The organism is Actinomadura vinacea (assembly GCF_039532545.1).
GTDB lineage: Bacteria > Actinomycetota > Actinomycetes > Streptosporangiales > Streptosporangiaceae > Spirillospora > Spirillospora vinacea.
The window spans coordinates 109,493-127,475 of record NZ_BAAARW010000012.1 but is presented as its reverse complement, the minus strand read 5'-3'; the positions used below and the strand labels follow the sequence as shown (position 1 = coordinate 127,475).

The following is a 17,983-nucleotide window of genomic DNA, read 5'->3' as shown; positions in this document are numbered from 1 at the left end:
CAGGGCGGTCCCGGTCACTCCGTGCCGGTGCGGCTGAGGGCCGCGGCGGGCAGTTCGAGCGCGATCGGCGCGGGCGGCGGCGCGGCGCCGCCCGGCAGCGGCGCCAGCGCGCCGCGGAAGCGCAGCCGGACCATGGTCCTGAGCACCCGCCAGCCGTCCCGCCAGGTGTTGAGGTTGGAGTCCCCGTACCGGCGCTCGGTCTCGTGGCTGGCGACCTCGGCGATCCGCAGCCCGGCCCGGACCGCGTTCACGCACATCTCGGTCTCGATCTCGAAGCCGGTGGACTCCAGCCGCAGCCGCTCGACCGCGTTCCGCCGCATGGCCACGTAGCCGTAGCACAGGTCCGACCAGCGCTGCCGGTAGAGCCGGTTGGCGAGCGCGGTCAGCGCCGAGTTGCCCAGCCGGCGCAGGCCGGTCAGGTCGTCCGAGCCGCCCCCGCAGCCGTACCGGGTGCCCTTGACGAAGTCGTAGCCGCGGCACAGCAGTGCCAGGAACGCGTCGAACTCGACGGGGTCCATGCTGCCGTCGGCGTCCAGCATGATGATCATCTCCGAGGTGGCCGCGGCCATCCCCGTCCGCATCGCGCTGCCCTTCCCCGTGGGCGGCTCGATGATGATCCGGGCGTCCGGGCGGACCGACAGCACGTACTCGACGGTCCCGTCGGTGGACTGCCCGTCGACGATCACGATCTCGTCCACCGCGGTGAGCCGCGGCATGAGCCATCGCAGGTTGTCGGCCTCGTTCAGGGTGGGGATGACCGCCGTGACGGTCGGCCAGCGGGGTGCGGGGTGCTGCGTGAGCCGGTGCGGTAGGGGGGCCGCCCCCGGCGCGCCCTCGGCGTGCGCGAAGGAGTCGCGCACGGAAGACTCAGGAGTTTGCATGGGATTCCCCGTTGTGTCGGCGTCTTGCCCGGTTTAGATGTCGGGTGCGCCCATCATGTTTGGAGGAACTCGCGAAGCACTCCCATAAGTTGCGCAGGCGGCCCTACGCACCTGGTACCGCTCCCGCAGGTAAGGGCATCGTCACGTATTGGAACGCCCCCGGACGCCGCAAAAGCACAATTGGTTATCGAAACTCCCTGGCCGCTTCCGGTCAGGGCCCGTCCCGCGCCGGATCCCGCGCGAAGCAGCCGGGGTAGGGGTGTCGCCGCTGATCAAGGGGTCCATGATCGAGAAAGTGAAAGATCGTCGAATGGCGTTTCCGGGGCGTTCCCCGGAACATCCGTAGCCCTTGCCCGGGCGCGTCTCCTTATCCGTGCACTAAGCGATCTTCGGTGCGGTGAAAGGGGGACGCCTGGTGCGTCTCGGGATGGTATTGCCGACCGCGGAGGATAACGCAATGCCGCATTGGAACGGTCCTGAGGATTATTGGGAAATCGCCCGCGGGCCGGTCGGCGGTCAGCGCGCGCCGGCGGAGAAATGCTCCAGCGACCGCAGCGGCACCGGAAGCCACGACGGCCGGTTCCGCGCCTCGTACCTGATCTCGTAGACGGCCTTGTCCAGCTCCAGCGCGCGGATCAGCACCTCGTGCGCCGCCGGATCGGCCCCGCCGGCCTCGGCGTAGCCGCGGCAGAACGCCTCCCGGTTGCGCTCCGCCCACGCCCGTGCGCGCAGCTCCAGGCCGTGCGCGGCCTCCGCGGACAGGGTGCTGTCACCGGCCGGCAGGAAGCGCGCCGCGTACTCGAAGGAGCGCAGCATCCCGGCCACGTCCCGCAGCGGGTGCGCCATCGCGCGGCGCTCCCCGGGCGGGCGGGCGGGCTCGCCCTCGAAGTCCAGCAGCACCCAGCCGGTGTCGCTGCGCATCACCTGCCCGAGGTGGTAGTCGCCGTGCACCCGCTGCAACGGGATGTCGACGGCGTGCTCGCCCAGCTCGTCGAACGCGCGGCCGATCGCGTCCGCGTGCCCGGCCAGCTCGGGCACCGCGGCGCTCACCTCGTCGAGCTGGCGGTGCATGCCGCGGGCCATCGCGCGCACCTCCGCCGCCCGCGCCGGCGTCACCCCGAACGCCGTCGCCAGGTCGCGGTGCACCGCCGCGGTCGCCGCGCCCAGCCGCTCGGCCTCCGCCGCGAAATCGCCGCCCGCCGCGCCCGCGTCCAGCGCGGCCGGCTCCTCCGGCTCCCAGGCCCCGCCGCCGCTGGGAAGGCGGCCGTGGCCGTCCGGGCCCGGATACGCCAGCCAGTCGCGCACGCTGGTGACCGCCAGCTGCCAGCCGTCGGTCGCCGTCCGCAGGTACTCCGACAGCAGCGCCAGCGTGACCGGCTCGCCGCCCTCGCCCGGCTCCAGCTCGATCCAGCCGCGCACCCCGGCGATGTGCTCGCAGCCCGCCCGGGTCAGCGCCAGGTTCACCTCCAGGTCGGGGTTCACCCCCGGGGACAGCCGGCGGAACAGCTTGCAGATGTAGGCGTCCCCGAAGACCAGCGAGGTGTTGCTCTGCTCCGCCGCGCCGGGCAGCGCCCTCAGCCCGGTCTCGATCTCCGCCCCGGGCGCCCGGCGGAACCGCAGCGGCCCCACCCCGGCCTCGCGGGCGACGCCGTCCAGCAGCACCCGGGTCAGGTCGGGGTCGTGGACGGCGTCGTACAGGTGCGCGCCGTCCGGCGTCCGGACGATCTCGCCGGGACGCAGCCGCTCCGGCAAGGTCTCGCGGGACCCGATCAGCAGCTGGTACCGGTCCACGTCGTCGCCCTGCCGGACGTCCACCACCAGGTGCCGCAGCGTCGGCGCGCCTTCCAGAGGCACCGGCGGCTCGGTGCCGGCTCCGATCAGCTCGGTGTCGGCTCCGATAAGCTCGGTGTCCGAGCCGATCGTCACCTCGCCGATCGGCCGGTCCTTGCCGCCGAACCACCGCTGCCGCGGCAGCCAGTCGGCGAGCGCTCCGGTCAGGGCACGGTCCAGCGGCCGCATGACGTCATCACCTCATCACCTGGTCCCCGATGGGGACGGGCGGGCCCGCGGGATCGGGCGGTTCGGGCGGCGGCGGAAGCAGGAACCAGTAGAAGCCGTGGCCCGGCAGGGTCAGCAGGTACGGCAGCTCGCCGATCGCCGGGAACCGCACCCCGCCCATGCACTCGATCGGCGCCGATCCCTGGAACCTGCGCAGATCCAGCTCCACCGGCTGCGGGAAACGGGACAGGTTGTTGACGCACAGAACGGTGTCCATGCCGCCCCAGTGGTTGGCCTCGCCCTCGCCGATCTCCCGGACGAAGGCCAGCACGCTCGGATTGGACGCGGTCAGCTCCACGTACGACCCCACCCCGAACACCGGATGCCGCTGCCGGATCTCGATCATCTTCCGGGTCCAGTGCAGCAGCGACCCCGGATTGTTGCGCTGCGCCTCGACGTTGACGGCCTGGTAGCCGTAGATCGGGTCCATGATCACCGGCAGGTAGAGCCGGGCCGGGTCGCACTGGGAGAACCCGGCGTTGCGGTCCGGGGTCCACTGCATCGGGGTCCGCACCGCGTCCCGGTCGCCCAGCCAGATGTTGTCGCCCATGCCGATCTCGTCGCCGTAGTACAGGACGGGCGAGCCGGGCAGCGACAGCAGCAGCGCGGTGAACAGCTCCAGCTGGTTGCGGTCGTTCTCGAGCAGCGGCGCCAGCCGCCGCCGGATCCCGATGTTGGCCTTCATCCGGGGATCCTTGGCGTACTCGGCGTACATGTAGTCGCGCTCTTCGTCGGTGACCATCTCCAGCGTCAGCTCGTCATGGTTGCGCAGGAAGATGCCCCACTGGCAGCCCTCCGGGATCTTCGGGGTCTGCGTCATGATCTCCGAGATGGGGTAGCGCTGCTCGCGCCGTACCGCCATGAAGATCCGCGGCATCACCGGGAAGTGGAACGCCATGTGGCACTCGTCGCCGCCGACGCCCGGGTCGCCGAAGTACTCGACCACGTCCGCCGGCCACTGGTTCGCCTCGGCCAGCAGCACGCGGTCGGGGTAGAGGCGGTCCACCTCGGCCCGGACCTTCTTGAGGTAGGCGTGCGTCTCGGGGAGGTTCTCGCAGTTGGTGCCCTCCCGCTCGTACAGGTAGGGCACCGCGTCCAGCCGGAACCCGTCGATGCCGAGGTCGAGCCAGAACCGCAGCACCTCCAGCATCGCCTCCTGGACGGCCGGGTTGTCGAAGTTCAGGTCGGGCTGGTGGGAGAAGAACCGGTGCCAGTAGTACTGGCCGCGCACCGGGTCGTAGGTCCAGTTGGAGGTCTCGGTGTCGACAAAGATGATCCGGACGTCGGAATACCCGTCATCCGTCTCCGACCACACGTAGAAGTCGCCGAACGGGCCGTCTGGATCGTTCTTGGACGCTTGAAACCAAGGATGCTGGTCGCTGGTGTGATTCATGACCAGGTCGGCGATCACCCGGATGCCCCGGGCATGCGCCTCCTCGATCAGCTCCACGAAGTCGCCGAGCTCCCCGAACTCGGGCAGGATCTTGGTGTAGTCGGCGATGTCGTAACCGCCGTCCTTCAGCGGCGACCGGTAGAGCGGCAGCAGCCACAGGCAGTCGACGCCCAGCCACTGCAGATGGTCCAGCCGCTCGATCAGGCCGCGCAGGTCGCCGTACCCGTCCCCGTTGGAGTCGGCGAAACCGCGCACCGACACCTCGTAGAACACGGCCGTCTTGAACCAGTGCGGATCGCGGGGGGTCTCGGGGTCGAAGGCGTCCGGAACGGGCTCGAACGGCGTGTTGCCGAGGGCTTCGGGCGGGACCTCGACGATCGGCTCATCGACGGGCACCGTCCCTGGCGGCGGGGGATTGGTCGTCTCACTCAACTCTCGTCTCTCCGCAGCGTGAGGATGTGGGCCGGCCGGACATGCGGATCGAGGCGCACGTAGTTGGACCGCCCCCAGCGGTAGGTCTCGCCGGACAGCTCGTCGACGACGTCGAACGACGCCTCCTCCGGCAGCCCGAGCGCGGGCAGGTCCAGATGGACGGTGGCCTCGCGGACCTGATGGGGATTGAGGTTGACGACGGCCAGCACCACGTCGTCGAACCCGCTGAGGGAGTTCGCCTCCCCCGCGCCCCCCAGGGCGTGCACGGCTGTGCCCGCGGCGCCTCCGGCCGCGTCGTTCCCGGCGCCGTGCGTCTTCGAGAACGCGATCAGTTCGGGCTGGTCGGGATGGTGGAACCGGAGGCCGCGCAGCCAGTGCAGCGCCGGATGCGCCCGCCGCAGGTCGTTCAGCCGGGTGAGCAGCGGCGCGATGCTGCGCCCCTCCCGCTCGGCCCCCTCCCAGTCCCGCGGTCTGTACTGGTACTTCTCCGAATCCCGGTACTCCTCGCTGCCGGGCCGCACCGGGACGTTCTCGATCAGTTCGTAGCCGGAGTAGACGCCCCAGGTGGGGGAGAGCAGCGCGGCCAGCACCGCCCTGATCTCGAAGGCGGCGCGCCCCCCGTGCACCAGGTACTCGTTGAGGATGTCGGGGGTGTTGACGAAGACGTTCGGCCGCATGTACGTGGCCGCGTCGCCCGCGAGCTCCCGGAAGTAGTCCTCCAGCTCCTCGCGCGAGTTCTTCCAGGTGAAGTAGGTGTAGGACTGGTGGAACCCGATCTTGCCGAGGGTGTGCATCATGGCCGGCCGGGTGAACGCCTCGGCCAGGAACAGCACGTCGGGATCGGTGCCGGCGACCTCGGCCAGCAGCCGCTCCCAGAACGGGACGGGCTTGGTGTGCGGGTTGTCCACCCGGAAGATCCGCACCCCGTGGTCCATCCAGTGCCGCACCACCCGCAGCACCTCGCGGTAGATCCCCTCCGGATCGTTGTCGAAGTTGAGGGGGTAGATGTCCTGGTACTTCTTGGGCGGGTTCTCGGCGTAGGCGATCGTCCCGTCCGCGCGCGTGGTGAACCACTCGGGATGCTCGGCGACCCACGGATGGTCGGGCGAGCACTGCAGGGCCAGGTCGAGCGCGACCTCTAGGCCGAGGTCGCGGGCGGACGACACGAACGCGTCGAAGTCGTCGAGCGTGCCCAGGTCCGGGTGGACCGCGTCGTGCCCGCCCTCCGCGGAGCCGATCGCCCACGGCGAGCCGGGATCGTACGGCCCGGCCTCCAGCGTGTTGTTGGGACCCTTGCGGAAGGTGCCGCCGATCGGGTGGACCGGCGGCAGGTAGACGACGTCGAAGCCCATCCCGGCGATGGCGGGGAGCCGCTTCATGGCGGTGCGGAAGGTGCCCGACATCGGCCCGCGGCGGCCCATCGGGTCGTACGAGGCGCCCTCCGAACGCGGGAAGAACTCGTACCACGCCCCGGTCAGCGCGCGCTCGCGATGCACGACCAAGGGCAGCCAGTCGCTCGTGGTGAGCAGGTCGCGCAGCGGATAGCGCCGTTCGAGGTCGAGCACGTCGGGGTGGCGGGCCGCGTCCATGCGCTCGTCGGGCGAGCAGGTCCGGTCGGCCAGCAGCTCGGCCAGCCGCACGAACGTCTGGCGGTGGACGGCGGGCAGCCCCTCGGCGGCGCGCTCGAACAGCAGCGCCCCCTCGGTGAGCATCAGCTCGACGTCCTGGCCGCGCGGCACCTTGATCTCGGCGTCGTGCCGCCAGTGCGCGATCGGGTCGCCCCACGCCTCCACCCGGAAGTGCCACAGCCCGGTCCCGGTCGGGGTCGCGGGCGCGGTCAGCCGGTCGAGCCCGGGGACGGCCTCGGCCATCCGGACGGGCGGGCGCGTCGTGCCGTCGGGGGCGCGCAGCACCACCTCGGCGCCGAGCGTCTCGTGCCCCTCCCGGAACACGGTCGCGGAGATCTCGATCGTCTCGTCCACCACGGCCTTCGCCGGCCAGCGCCCGCAGCCCACCTGCGGCTCGACGTCGAGGATGGGGATGCGGCCCAGCTTCGGCTCGGGCGGCTGCGCCGCTGAAGCCCGATCCGTTCCGGCCCGGTCCGCGGACGATCCCGCGGGCCTGCGCGTGCTCGCGGCCGTTCGCGCGGAGGTCGTCGCGGGAGTTCCGGACCGTGCCTCCATGCGCCATCCCCTACCCGTTGGTGGATTCCAAAACGTCCCATGCCCGCGATTCCGCCCTTACCGTCCCGTAGCTTTCGATAACTTTGTGTAATTGGCCGGGTGCTCGGCGCACCCGCCCTGGCGTTCCCGCCGGATGCCGGCTCGGCGCCGCGGCGGAGCCGGGGACGAGGCGATGACCGCCTCCGGCCAGCCGTTCCCGGACCCTGGAGGGCGTCGCGGTTCAGTCCCGGTGGTCTCGAGGCGGCGCTGGGGTTGCTCCGCCGTCGCGTTCTTGACGAAAACCGGACCGTGGGGTGACCGTCTTCTCGTGCGGCTCGCGATCACCGGTGAATCTTGTCTAGCGTGACGGTACGTGAAGGCCATTAGACGATTCACCGTGCGCACCGTCCTGCCCGAGCCACTGCGCGGGCTGGAGGACCTGATCCACAACCTGCGCTGGTCGTGGCACCACGAGACGCTCGACCTGTTCCGGTCGGTCGACCCGACCCTGTGGGAGGCCGTCGGGCACGACCCGGTGCGGCTGCTGGGCGAGGTCTCGGCGGAACGGCTGGCGGCGCTGTCCGAGGACCGCCGGTTCCTGCGGCGCCTGCAGGACGCCGCCGACGAGCTCGACGAGTACCTGACCGCGCCGCGCTGGTACCAGCGCCTGGCCGCCGAGGCACAGGAGGGCGGCTCCGGGGCGGGCGGCGCGGCGGAGGACGCGCCGCCGCGGGCCATCGCCTACTTCTCACCCGAGTACGGGATCACCGCGGCCCTGCCGCAGTACTCCGGCGGCCTGGGCATCCTGGCCGGCGACCACCTGAAGACCGCCAGCGACCTGGGCGTGCCGATCATCGCCGTCGGGCTGCTCTACCGGCACGGCTACTTCTCCCAGTCGCTGTCGCCGGACGGCTGGCAGCTGGAGCACTACCCGGCGCTCGACCCCAACGGGCTGCCGCTGCGGCTGCTGCGGGACGGCACCGGCGCACCCGTCCGCGTCACCATCGGGCTCCCCTCGGGGGCGGTGGGGCGTAGCCATGGGGGTGAAACAGAGACGCCGGGGCAGGACCTGCACGCCCAGGTTTGGGTGGCGCAGATCGGACGGGTTCCGCAGCTGCTCCTGGACTCCGACGTCGAGGAGAACGACCAGGCCGCCCGCGACATCACCGACCGGCTCTACGGCGGCGGCGGCGACCACCGGCTGCTCCAGGAGATGCTGCTGGGCATCGGCGGCGTCCGCGCCATCCGCGCGTACTGCGAGACCACCGGCCATCCCGCCCCCGAGGTGTTCCACACCAACGAGGGCCACGCCGGGTTCCTGGGCCTGGAACGCATCCGCGAGCTGGTCTCCGGGGCCGGGCTCACCTTCGACGAGGCCCTGGAGGCGGTCCGGGCCGGCACCGTGTTCACCACGCACACGCCGGTGCCCGCCGGCATCGACCGGTTCCCGCGCGAGCTGGTCCGGCGCTACTTCGGCGGCGCGAACGAGACCACCGGCGTTCCGGTCGACCGGGTGCTGGAGCTGGGCGCCGAGAGCTACCCGGGCGGCGACCGCGCGGTGTTCAACATGGCGGTCATGGGCATGCGGCTCGCCCAGCGCGTCAACGGGGTCAGCAAGCTGCACGGCTGGGTGAGCCAGGAGATGTTCGGCGGGCTCTGGCCGGGCTTCGACACCTCCGAGGTCCCGGTCGGGTCCATCACCAACGGCGTGCACGCCGGCACCTGGGTCGCCCGCGAGATCCTCGACCTGGCCGCGCGCGAGGTGCCCGCCCTCGTCGAGAGCGGCCGCGGCTGGGACGGCGTCCGCGGCGTCCCGGCCGGGGAGATCTGGCGGGTCCGCCGGGTGCTGCGCGAGCGGCTCGTGCACGACGCCCGGCGCCGGCTGCGCGAGTCGTGGCGGCAGCGCGGCGCCGGCGAGGCCGAGACCGCCTGGATCGACGACGCCCTCGACCCCGACGTGCTCACCATCGGGTTCGCGCGGCGGGTGCCGTCCTACAAGCGGCTCACACTGATGCTGCGCGACCCCGAGCGGCTGCGCGAGCTGCTGCTCGACCCCGTCCGCCCGGTGCAGATCGTCATCGCGGGCAAGGCGCACCCGGCCGACGAGGGCGGCAAGCGGCTGATCCAGGAGATCGTCCGGTTCGCCGACGCCGAGGACGTCCGGCACCGCATCGTGTTCCTGCCCGACTACGACATGGCGCTGGGCCGCGCGCTCGTCCAGGGCTGCGACGTGTGGATGAACAACCCGCTGCGGCCGCTGGAGGCGTGCGGCACGTCCGGGATGAAGGCCGCGCTGAACGGCGCGCTCAACCTGTCCATCCGGGACGGCTGGTGGGACGAGTGGTACGACGGCCGGAACGGCTGGGCGATCCCGTCCGCCGACGGCCTGGCGGGCCCCGACCAGCGCGACGCGCTGGAGGCGACCGCGCTGTACGAGCTCATCGAGGACCACGTCTCGGTGGCGTTCTACGACCGCGACTCGGCCGGGTTGCCGCGCCGCTGGCTGGAGATGGTCAAGCACACCATCGCCACCCTCGGGCCCAAGGTGCTGGCCACCCGCATGCTCCGCGATTACGTCGAGGGCTACTACGTCCCGGCGGCGCGGTCGGCGCGGGCGATGGCCGCCGACGGGTACGCGGGCGCCCGCGTCCTCGCCGCGTGGAAGCAGCGGGTCGTCAAGGCGTGGCCGGGGGTGGCGGTGGAGCACGTCGAGTCCAGCGGGGAGGACAGCCCGCACGTCGGGGCCCGGTTGTCGATCCGGGTGGTGGTCGACCCGGGCGGGCTCGATCCGTCCGATATCGCCGTGGAGGCGGTGTACGGGCGGGTGGACGAGGCCGACGCGCTGATCGGGCCGTCCTCCCTGGAACTGACGGGTGCCGAGCCGGTCGACGGCGGCGGGCTGCGCTACGTCGGGGAGGTGCCGCTCGCCCGCAGCGGCGCGTTCGGGTACAGCGTGCGCGTGGTGCCGCGGCACCCGCTGCTGTCCGGCCGGGCCGAGATGGGCCTGATCGCGCTGCCGCCCGAGCCGCCCGGCATGACCAACGGCGACCTCCGGTAGGCCGGGCCGATCAGGCCGGGCTCAGCGGGGCGTGCTCACGCGGTGCGGGCCGGGACGTCGAGGTCCTCGTCGTCCTCGTCGCCGGCGGGCGGGTCGGTCTGCCGCCATGCCGCGATCAGCAGCGGCAGTGCCCAGACCGTGGCCAGCAGCGCCACGAAGAGCACCGCGACCGCCGCGCTCGGCACGTGATCGCCCTCGGGTGACTTGGGCAGCGCCTGCAGGAAGACGAAGCAGGTCAGCGCGAGCAGCAGCAGCGTGGCATGCTGCGCGACGGCCTGTGCGCGCAGCCGGTCCTCCCGCTGGCGTTCGTCCAGCAGGTGCACCGGCAGCCCCACGGTGCCCCGGGTGCCGATGACCAGCGTGTGCCGCACGGACAGCCCGGCCAGGACGGAGATCGGCGTCAGCACGAAGGTCACGATCATCGCGGTGTCGCTGGGCGCCAGCACCCACGACACCGCCGCGGCGGCCCACAGCAGTGCCAGGCAGGCGGCGCCCGCCCCGACCATCAGCCGCCGCCCGCGCCGGTCGGCGAACCGGCCCCCCGGGCGCTGGACGGCCTCCAGCAGCTTGGCCTCGCGCTCGTTGCGGGGTTCCATCCTGCGATCCTCCTTGGTAGCGAGTTCGTTCCAGCTTGTATCAGTTCGTACTGCCGAGCCGCGGGAAGGGCGCCAGCGAGAAGACGACCTCGACCGGGACCTCGAAGTAGGCGGCGATGCGCAGGGCCAGGTACAGGCTCGGGCTGTACTCGCCGCGTTCCAGGTAGCCGATCGTCTGGTAGTGGACCCCCAGGGCCGTCGCCAGCTCGCGCCGCGACACCCCCCGCTCGGCCCGCAGTACGGCGATCCGGTTGTGGACGTGCTCTTTGTCCGTGGACACCGGCACAGTCTCCCGTAGCCGATCAGCGGCCGGCCCCCGCGAGCCGTTCCCGGCGCCCGGCCCCTGTGCGGGCGCCCGACTCGCGGGCCGCGGTCCGGCGCAGCACCCACGGCGCCAGCGCCAGCCCCGCCACCGTCCACGCGCCCAGCACCGCCGCCGTCTCCACCGGACGCCAGCTCCCGCCGATCTCGGCCGCGAGCATCGAGTCCGGGAGGAACACCGACCGCAGCCCCAAGCCCTGCCAGTACAGCGGGAACGCCTGCGCCGCCCACTGCACCGGTGCCGGCATGACCGTCACCGGGAACATCACCCCGGACACGATCATCAGGCCGGTGATCGGCAGCGCGACGATGCTCGCGGCGTTCCGCGGGCCGGGCAGCAGCACGCCCAGCACCGCCCCCAACGGCACGACCGCCAGCGTGCCCAGGACCAGCACCCACGCGAGCGTGAACCAGTCGCCCACCGCCGTGGGCAGGGACAGCCCGGCGAACGCGAGCCCCGCCGCCAGCATCAGCACCACGTACGTGGCGATCTGCGCCAGCAGCGACACCCCGCGCCCGACCAGGTAGGCCCGGACCCCGCCCGGGACGGCCCGCAACCGCAGCAGCGCCCCCTCCTCGCGGTCCGCCGCGATCGTCATCGGCAGGTTCATCAGCGCCACCGAGAACACGCTGAACGCGATGAACCCCGCCGCCATCAGCACCGCCCTGGACGCCGTCGTTCCCTCCACCGGCACACCCGCCTGCCAGCGGGCCAGCGCGACGAACACCCCCACGGTGCCGATCAGGCTCCCGACGACCTCCCGCCGGTCGCGCAGGTAGTGCACGTACTCGGCGCGGCCCCGCCGCAGGCCGATCGCCATGCTCATGCCGCGGTCCTTTCAGGCTCGGTGGGGACGCCGGCGGTGGTCAGCCCCAGGTAGGTCTCCTCCAGCGAGGGACGGCGGATCTCCAGCCCGGGGACCGGACCGCCGAACCGCTGGTGCAGCTCCCAGGCCAGCAGGGACGGGTCGGGCGTCGTGGCGGCGCGCTCGGTGCCGTCCTCGATCCAGCGCACCCAGGAGCCCGCGCGGACCCGGTCGGCCAGGCCGGCGGGCGTGCCGCAGACCGCGACCGCGCCGCCGACCAGGATCGCGATCCGGTCCGCCAGGCGCTCGGCCTCGGCCAGGTCGTGCGTGGTGAGCAGGATGGTCATGCCCTCGTCCCGGGCCAGCCCGCCGATCAGCCCGTGGAACTCGTGCCGCGCCCGCGGGTCGAAGCCGGCGGTGGGCTCGTCGAGGAACAGCAGTTCGGGACGGCCGACGATGCCGAGCGCCACGTCCAGGCGGCGGCGCTGCCCGCCCGACAGCCGGCCCACGGTCTGCCCGGCCTGGGCGGTGAGGCCCATCGTCTCGAGCAGCTCGTCGGGGTCGCGCGGGTCGGGGTAGAAGCCGGCCATGTGCGCCAGGAGCTGCCGGACGCCCCAGCGGGGATGGTCGCGCCAGTCCTGCAGGACGATGCCGAGGCGGCCGCGCCACCGCTCACCGGCGCGTTTCGGGTCGGCGCCGAGCACCGTGACCTCGCCCCCGGACCGGCGCCGGAACCCCTCCAGGATCTCGATCGTGGTGGTCTTTCCCGCCCCGTTCGGCCCGAGCAGGGCGAACACCTCGCCGCGCGCGATCTCCAGATCGACGCCCCGCAGCACCTCGGTACGGCCGTACCGCATCCGCAGGCCGCGTGTTCGGATGGCCGGACCTGTCATAACCCTCTCCCTCTCTAGCGTATGTCTGTGATTGAAGATAGCAGAAGTACTACATCTCGTCGCATGGCAGCGATGTGGAGGAAGCTGGCAGGATGGGGCGGTGCGTGTACCGATCCGGCCCCCGCGCGGCCGGTCCGCCGACGCGGCCTGGGCCCTGTGCTGCCTGGTGATCGTGCTGGGCGCCACCCTCTGGGCCGACGCCGGCGGCGACGACCGCGCGCCCGTCCCCGGACTGGGCTGGGCGCTGATCGTGACCGCCTGCGGCGCGCTGTACCTGCGGCGCCGCCACCCCGCCGCGGTGCTGGTGATCACCATGGTCGCGGCCGCCGTGTACTACCCGACCACCGAGCCGGACGGGCCGATCATGATCGCGTTCGTGGCGGCGCTCTACACCGCCGCCGCCGAGGGCCGCGTGCGCGCCGCGGTGCTCGTCGCCGCCGTCGCGATGGGCGTGGTGGCCTACGGCGAGGCGGGCAGCAGCGTCAACCACCTGGAGGACGCCGCGATCTGGATGCTGGCCGGCTGGTTCGTCGCCGTCGTCGCCGTCGGCGGGGTCGTCCACAACCGGCGCGCCTACCTGCGCGAGGCCGACCGGCGCGCGCTGGCCGCCGAGCACGGCCGCGAGGAGGAGGCCCGGCGCCGCGCCACCGAGGAACGGCTGCGCATCGCCCGCGAACTGCACGACATCCTCGGCCACAACATCTCGCTGATCAACGTGCAGGCCACCGCCGCCCTGCACGGCGGCGACCCCGCCGCCCACCAGGCCGCGCTCGACGCGATCAAGCAGGCCAGCAAGGAGACGCTGCGCGAGCTGCGCACCACCCTCGGCATGCTGCGGCAGGTCGACGAGCAGGCGCCCACCGCCCCCGCGCCGGGCCTCGCCCGCCTGGGCGAACTCGCCGAGCGCAGCACCGCCGCGGGGACCGCCGTCCACGTCGAGATCGAGGGCGAGCCGCGCATGCTGCCGCCCGAGACCGACCTGGCCGTGTACCGCATCGTGCAGGAGGCCCTCACCAACGTCACCCGGCACTCCGACGCCGCCTCCGCCGCCGTCCGCGTCCGGCTCGCCCCGGCGGAGGTGCTCGTGGAGATCGTCGACGACGGCCGTCCCGTCCCGGGCGGGCAACACGCCGGATCCGGCAACGGCCTGCGCGGCATGCGCGAACGCGCCGAGGCGCTCGGCGGCGCCTTCGAGGCGGGCCCCGCCGACGGCGGCTACCGCGTCAGCGCCCGCCTCCCCGTTGCTTACCTGGGGAGCCACCCCCCAGACCCCCAGGCGGGGCGAACGGCCCCCTCCGGTCGCTAGCGCTCCCTCCAGGGTCCGCCCACCCCGGCGGCGCCCCCCGGCAGGGGCTCCGCCGCCACACCCCCTTGAGGCGCCGCCCCTTGCCCCCAGGACGGCACGGGCGCGTCCCTGCGCTCACCTGAGCGTTCGCTCTGGGACACCCCCATCCCAGCGGGGCTCCGCCCCACACCACCGTGGGGCGCTGGCCCGGCGGTGAACAGGGTGGTCAGTTTTCGGAAGAGAGGGCGTTATATGCGGGGGCTAGAACGTCGGTGAGGTCGCTTCGGCGTACTCGGACTGCCGGGGGTGTTGCGACCTGGAGGATGAACCCGGGCGGGACGGGGGGCGTGGGGCGTCTCTCCCGTAGCGCTGCGAGGCCCGACGGAGGCGTCCAGAAACCGGCGGCCGTCAACGGCTCGGCCTCCATCTCCAACGGGTCGGGTGCCGCGCCCGGCCTGCGCCGCAGCGCTTTCAGCAGCTGGTCCTTGGTGCGGCCGTTCCACGCCAGGATGAGGAACGGGTCATCGTCGAACGCCTCGGCCAGCAGGTAGAGCACGGCGGCGGCGTGCTTGCACGGGTCGCCCCAATCGGGGCAGCTGCACATCATGTGCAGCTCCTCCGCCGAGCCCGGGAAGAGGGCGAAGCCCAGCTCGGCGAACACCCACTCGATCTCCGGCGGCATCTCACCGGCCAGCAGCCGAGCCTGGAACACCGCCCGCGACGCCAACTCCTCCTCGACCCGGCGCCAGCCGGACTCGGGAATGGCCTCGATGCCCAGGGCGACCTCGTAGGGCTCCTCGACCGACCCCTGCACCCGCGCGGTCACCTCGAACCGCTCCACCCGCAGGTCGAGCACCTGGCCCTTGCGCGCGTACGACCGGCCCCGCTGCAGCCGTCCCGAGTCGGCGAACGACTCCACCAGGTCGATGAACCGCCGCGACCACCACGCCGACCCGATCGACCCGCGCCGTGTCCGCGCGCGGATCCCGTCGGCCTCGATCGGCTCGCGCCACTCGAAGTCCATCAGGCGCTCACCGCCTCCGGCGACAGGCGCAGCACATCGCGCAGCTCGGCCACCGACAGCTCGGTGAGCCAGTCCTCCCCGGTGCCGACGATCGACTCGGCCAGCGCCTTCTTGCGCTCGATCATCTCGTCCACCCGCTCCTCCATCGTGCCGACGCAGATGAACTTGCGGACCTGCACGTTCCTGGTCTGGCCGATGCGGAACGCGCGGTCGGTGGCCTGGTCCTCGACCGCCGGATTCCACCAGCGGTCGACGTGCACGACGTGGTTGGCCGCCGTCAGCGTCAGCCCGGTGCCCGCCGCCTTCAGCGACAGCAGGAAGATCGACGGCTCGTCCTCGCCCTGGAAGCGCTGCACCAGCTCGTCCCGCTGCTCCTTGGACGTGCCGCCGTGCAGCCACAGCACCGGCCGCTCCAGCCGTGCCGCCAGATACGGCCGCAGCATCGACCCGAACTCCGCGTACTGCGTGAAGACCAGTGCCTTCTCGCCCTGCTCCAGGACCTCCGCGCAGATCTCCTCAAGCCGCTCCAACTTCCCGGACCGGCCGGGCAGCCGCGAGCCGTCCTTGAGCAGGTGCGCCGGATGGTTGCAGACCTGCTTCAGCTTCGCCATCGTCGCCAGCACCAGCCCGCGCCGCTGCCGCTCGTCACACTCGGCGATCTGCGCGAGCATGTCGTCCAGCGTCGCCTGGTACAGCGAGGCCTGCTCGGTGGTCAGGTTGCAGTAGACCTTGATCTCCTGCTTCTCCGGCAGGTCCGAGATGATCGACCGGTCGGTCTTCAAGCGCCGCAGGATGAACGGCTGGGTCGCCCGTCGCAGCGCCTGCGCCGCCCGCTCGTCGCCCTCCCGCTCGATCGGCACCGCGAACCGCTCGCGGAACGCCGACCGCGGCCCCAGCAGACCGGGATTGGCGAACTCCATGATCGACCAGAGTTCGGTCAGATGGTTCTCGACCGGCGTCCCGGTCAGCGCGATCCGCGTCCGCGCCGGGATGCTGCGCACCGCCCGCGCCTGCCGCGTCCCGCTGTTCTTGAGGGCCTGCGCCTCGTCGCACACCACCCGCCCCCACTCGATCCGGGCCAGCGCCTCCGCGTCGCGTGCCGCCGTCCCGTAGGTGGTGAGCACCAGGTCGGCCCCGCCGACCGCCTCGACCAGCTCGTCGTCCCGGTGCCGCGCCGTGCCGTGGTGGACGTACACGCGGAGCTTCGGCGTGAACCGGGCCGCCTCCCGCTGCCAGTTCCCCACCAGCGACATCGGCCCGATCAGCAGGGTCGGCGCGGGAGCTTCCTTGCCCTCCCGCTCGGCGGCCAGCAACGCCAGCGTCTGCGCGGTTTTCCCCAAACCCATGGAATCCGCCAGAATTCCGCCGAGTCCGATTCGTTCGAGGAAGGCGAGCCAGGCGAGGCCGCGTTCCTGGAACGGGCGGAGGGTGCCGTTGAAGCCCTCGGGGGTCTTCATGGGGGTGAGGCGGCGGTCGGACTCGCCGCTGAGCAGGTCGCCGAACGTGCCGTCGGCGTCGACCTCGGCCAGGGGGAGGGTCTCGTCGCCGGCGTGGATGACCGCGCGCATCGCCTCGGCGGCGGTCATGGAGCCCTGACGGGGGCGGCGGAGGAAATCGAGGGCGGCCTCGAGCTGCTCCTCGTCCAGCTCGACCCACTGGCCGCGCAGCCGGACCAGGGGCGTCTTGAGGCGGGCCAGCTCCTCCAGTTCGGCCTCGTCGATCGTGTCGTCGCCGATCGCCAGGTCCCAGCGGAAGTCGACCATGCCCTGGAGGTCGAACCCGGACGAGGCGGCGGCGCCGGAGCCCTCGGCGTCCTCGGTGCGGGTGGTGAGCTTCATGCCGAGCCTGGCCTTGCCCGCCCACTGGGGGAGCAGGACGCCGAAGCCCGCGGCCGACAGCAGCGGGGCCGCCTGGCGGAGGAACCGGAACGCACCGGCGGTGTCGAGGGGCAGTTCGAAGGGGGTCGGGGTGTCCAGGGCCGGGGCCATGTCGGGGAAGAGGCGCAGCGCCCGGCCCAGGCCGCCGAGGAGGGTCTCCTCGGCGTCGGGGATCGAGGCCGCCTCTCCCGCCCACAGCGTCGCCGCCGGGACGTACAGGCTCGGGTCGTCGGTGCCCTGCAGCGCGAACTCCACCCGCCACGCGTCGTGCGGCTGTTCCTTGCGGTCGGCGGGCTCGCCCGGCTGCGGTTCGGCCAGGCGGAAGCAGACGCGGAGGGGGCCGGTCGGACGGCGCGCCGCGGCGGCCCAGGCGTCCAGTTCGGCGATCAGGTCGTCGGCGTCGTCGCGGGGCTCGCGGGCCACCTCGGGGGACGGGCCGGTCAGGGCCTCCACCCACCGTTCGGCGAGGGGCAGGCGGTCGGGGGCCTTGCCGCGGCGGGGCGGCAGGAGCGGGTGCGGGACGACCCCGCGCACGGCGGTGTCGACCAGGCCGGACAGGGCCTCGCGCAGGACGTCGGCGGCGGGGCGGCCCCCGTCCGCGGCGCGGCAGGCGGACGGCATGGCGCCGACGAGGTCGGCGAGGCGGCCGGCGTCGTCGAGGACGGGGTGCCAGCGCGCGACCAGGTCGCCGTCCTCGCGCAGCAGCCGGGGCAGCACCCGGCCGCGCTCGGCCAGGTGCACGGCCTCGTCGGCGAGCAGGCACAGGTAGCGCAGGTCGGAGCCGGGGATCACGTCGGCGGCGTGCTCCGCGGTCTGGAGCAGGGACATCGCCGGGAAGGGCTCCAGCACCAGCGCGGGCACCCGCCAGTCGCGCAGCTCCGGGTCGTCGTCCATCGGGCGCGGGCCGAGCTCGGCGGACGGGACGGGCTGCCCGGCGTGAGTGGGAAGCGTCATCGTCAGCTCGACCCGTGCCGCGCCCTTGACCAGCGGCTCGTAGGAGGTGCCGGTGAAGTCGCGGGTGGCGAAGGGGTGGGCCTCCGTGGCCCCGGCGTCGCCGGGGCCGGTGCGCTCGGCCCACAGGCACAGTGCACCGCCGTGCCATGTGGCGTGCGCGACGAGCATGACGCAGATCCCCCGGACGTGCAGGTGAGGCGGGCGGTCCTGAAGCTACCAGCGGGGTCCGACAGGCAGGGCCGG

12 protein-coding genes are annotated in these 17,983 nt (G+C 72.8%); 2 read left to right on the top strand and 10 right to left on the bottom strand.

What is annotated here, in order from left to right; translation table 11 throughout:
* Positions 1 to 14: 14 nt before the first annotated feature.
* From ABD340_RS15875 to ABD340_RS15860, 4 genes are all read right to left on the bottom strand, one after another.
* The gene (locus ABD340_RS15875) at positions 15 to 860 is read right to left on the bottom strand and encodes a glycosyltransferase family 2 protein (protein ID WP_344589729.1); all 846 of its coding nucleotides are present in this window, start codon (positions 858 to 860) and stop codon (positions 15 to 17) included.
* A gap of 537 nt (positions 861 to 1,397) precedes the next feature.
* Entirely contained in the window at positions 1,398 to 2,900 is a 1,503-nt protein-coding gene (locus ABD340_RS15870) for a maltokinase N-terminal cap-like domain-containing protein (protein ID WP_344589728.1), read from the bottom strand.
* A gap of 7 nt (positions 2,901 to 2,907) precedes the next feature.
* Entirely contained in the window at positions 2,908 to 4,710 is a 1,803-nt protein-coding gene (gene treS, locus ABD340_RS15865; protein WP_344590691.1) for a maltose alpha-D-glucosyltransferase, read from the bottom strand.
* A 50-nt stretch (positions 4,711 to 4,760) separates the two neighbouring features.
* Positions 4,761 to 6,947: an alpha-1,4-glucan--maltose-1-phosphate maltosyltransferase gene (locus ABD340_RS15860; RefSeq protein WP_344589727.1), complete on the bottom strand. Its 2,187-nt coding sequence runs from the start codon at positions 6,945 to 6,947 to the stop codon at positions 4,761 to 4,763.
* A 352-nt stretch (positions 6,948 to 7,299) separates the two neighbouring features.
* Between ABD340_RS15860 and glgP the strand changes: the two genes are divergently transcribed.
* The gene (glgP, locus tag ABD340_RS15855; RefSeq protein WP_344589726.1) at positions 7,300 to 9,984 is read left to right on the top strand and encodes an alpha-glucan family phosphorylase; all 2,685 of its coding nucleotides are present in this window, start codon (positions 7,300 to 7,302) and stop codon (positions 9,982 to 9,984) included.
* Positions 9,985 to 10,019: 35 nt separating this feature from the next.
* On the opposite strand, the gene ABD340_RS15850 is transcribed toward glgP, so the two are convergent.
* Genes ABD340_RS15850 through ABD340_RS15835 form a run of 4 tightly spaced genes read right to left on the bottom strand, consistent with a single transcriptional unit; the run spans position 10,020 to position 12,600 of the window.
* Positions 10,020 to 10,580 (bottom strand): hypothetical protein, encoded by a 561-nt coding sequence (locus tag ABD340_RS15850; RefSeq protein WP_344589725.1) that lies wholly within the window; start codon positions 10,578 to 10,580, stop codon positions 10,020 to 10,022.
* A 40-nt stretch (positions 10,581 to 10,620) separates the two neighbouring features.
* Entirely contained in the window at positions 10,621 to 10,866 is a 246-nt protein-coding gene (locus tag ABD340_RS15845; RefSeq protein WP_344589724.1) for a helix-turn-helix transcriptional regulator, read from the bottom strand.
* A 16-nt stretch (positions 10,867 to 10,882) separates the two neighbouring features.
* Entirely contained in the window at positions 10,883 to 11,728 is an 846-nt protein-coding gene (locus tag ABD340_RS15840; protein WP_344589723.1) for an ABC transporter permease, read from the bottom strand.
* A complete protein-coding gene (locus tag ABD340_RS15835; protein WP_344589722.1) occupies positions 11,725 to 12,600 on the bottom strand; it encodes an ABC transporter ATP-binding protein in 876 nt (291 codons plus the stop codon). Before ABD340_RS15835 ends, ABD340_RS15840 begins: the two co-directional genes overlap by 4 nt.
* Before the next feature lie 100 nt (positions 12,601 to 12,700).
* Between ABD340_RS15835 and ABD340_RS15830 the strand changes: the two genes are divergently transcribed.
* Positions 12,701 to 13,906, top strand: coding sequence for a sensor histidine kinase (locus ABD340_RS15830; protein ID WP_344589721.1), 1,206 nt, complete (start codon positions 12,701 to 12,703; stop codon positions 13,904 to 13,906).
* Positions 13,907 to 14,111: 205 nt separating this feature from the next.
* On the opposite strand, the gene ABD340_RS15825 is transcribed toward ABD340_RS15830, so the two are convergent.
* Positions 14,112 to 14,909 carry an SWIM zinc finger family protein gene (locus ABD340_RS15825; protein ID WP_344589720.1) on the bottom strand — a complete coding sequence of 266 codons (798 nt, stop codon included), beginning with the start codon at positions 14,907 to 14,909 and terminating at the stop codon, positions 14,112 to 14,114.
* Positions 14,909 to 17,908, bottom strand: coding sequence for a DEAD/DEAH box helicase (locus ABD340_RS15820; protein ID WP_344589719.1), 3,000 nt, complete (start codon positions 17,906 to 17,908; stop codon positions 14,909 to 14,911). The genes ABD340_RS15825 and ABD340_RS15820 overlap by 1 nt, the downstream gene beginning before the upstream one ends.
* Between the last annotated feature and the right edge of the window lie 75 nt (positions 17,909 to 17,983).

Excerpts from the sequence above, each read along its gene's own strand:
- ABD340_RS15840 (WP_344589723.1), bottom strand. The coding sequence starts at position 11,728 with ATGAGCATGGCGATCGGCCTGCGGCGGGGCCGCGCCGAGTACGTGCAC.
- ABD340_RS15825 (WP_344589720.1), bottom strand. The coding sequence starts at position 14,909 with ATGGACTTCGAGTGGCGCGAGCCGATCGAGGCCGACGGGATCCGCGCG.
- ABD340_RS15860 (WP_344589727.1), bottom strand. The coding sequence starts at position 6,947 with ATGGAGGCACGGTCCGGAACTCCCGCGACGACCTCCGCGCGAACGGCC.
- ABD340_RS15820 (WP_344589719.1), bottom strand. The coding sequence starts at position 17,908 with ATGCTCGTCGCGCACGCCACATGGCACGGCGGTGCACTGTGCCTGTGG.
- ABD340_RS15835 (WP_344589722.1), bottom strand. The coding sequence starts at position 12,600 with ATGACAGGTCCGGCCATCCGAACACGCGGCCTGCGGATGCGGTACGGC.
- ABD340_RS15850 (WP_344589725.1), bottom strand. The coding sequence starts at position 10,580 with ATGGAACCCCGCAACGAGCGCGAGGCCAAGCTGCTGGAGGCCGTCCAG.
- ABD340_RS15870 (WP_344589728.1), bottom strand. The coding sequence starts at position 2,900 with ATGCGGCCGCTGGACCGTGCCCTGACCGGAGCGCTCGCCGACTGGCTG.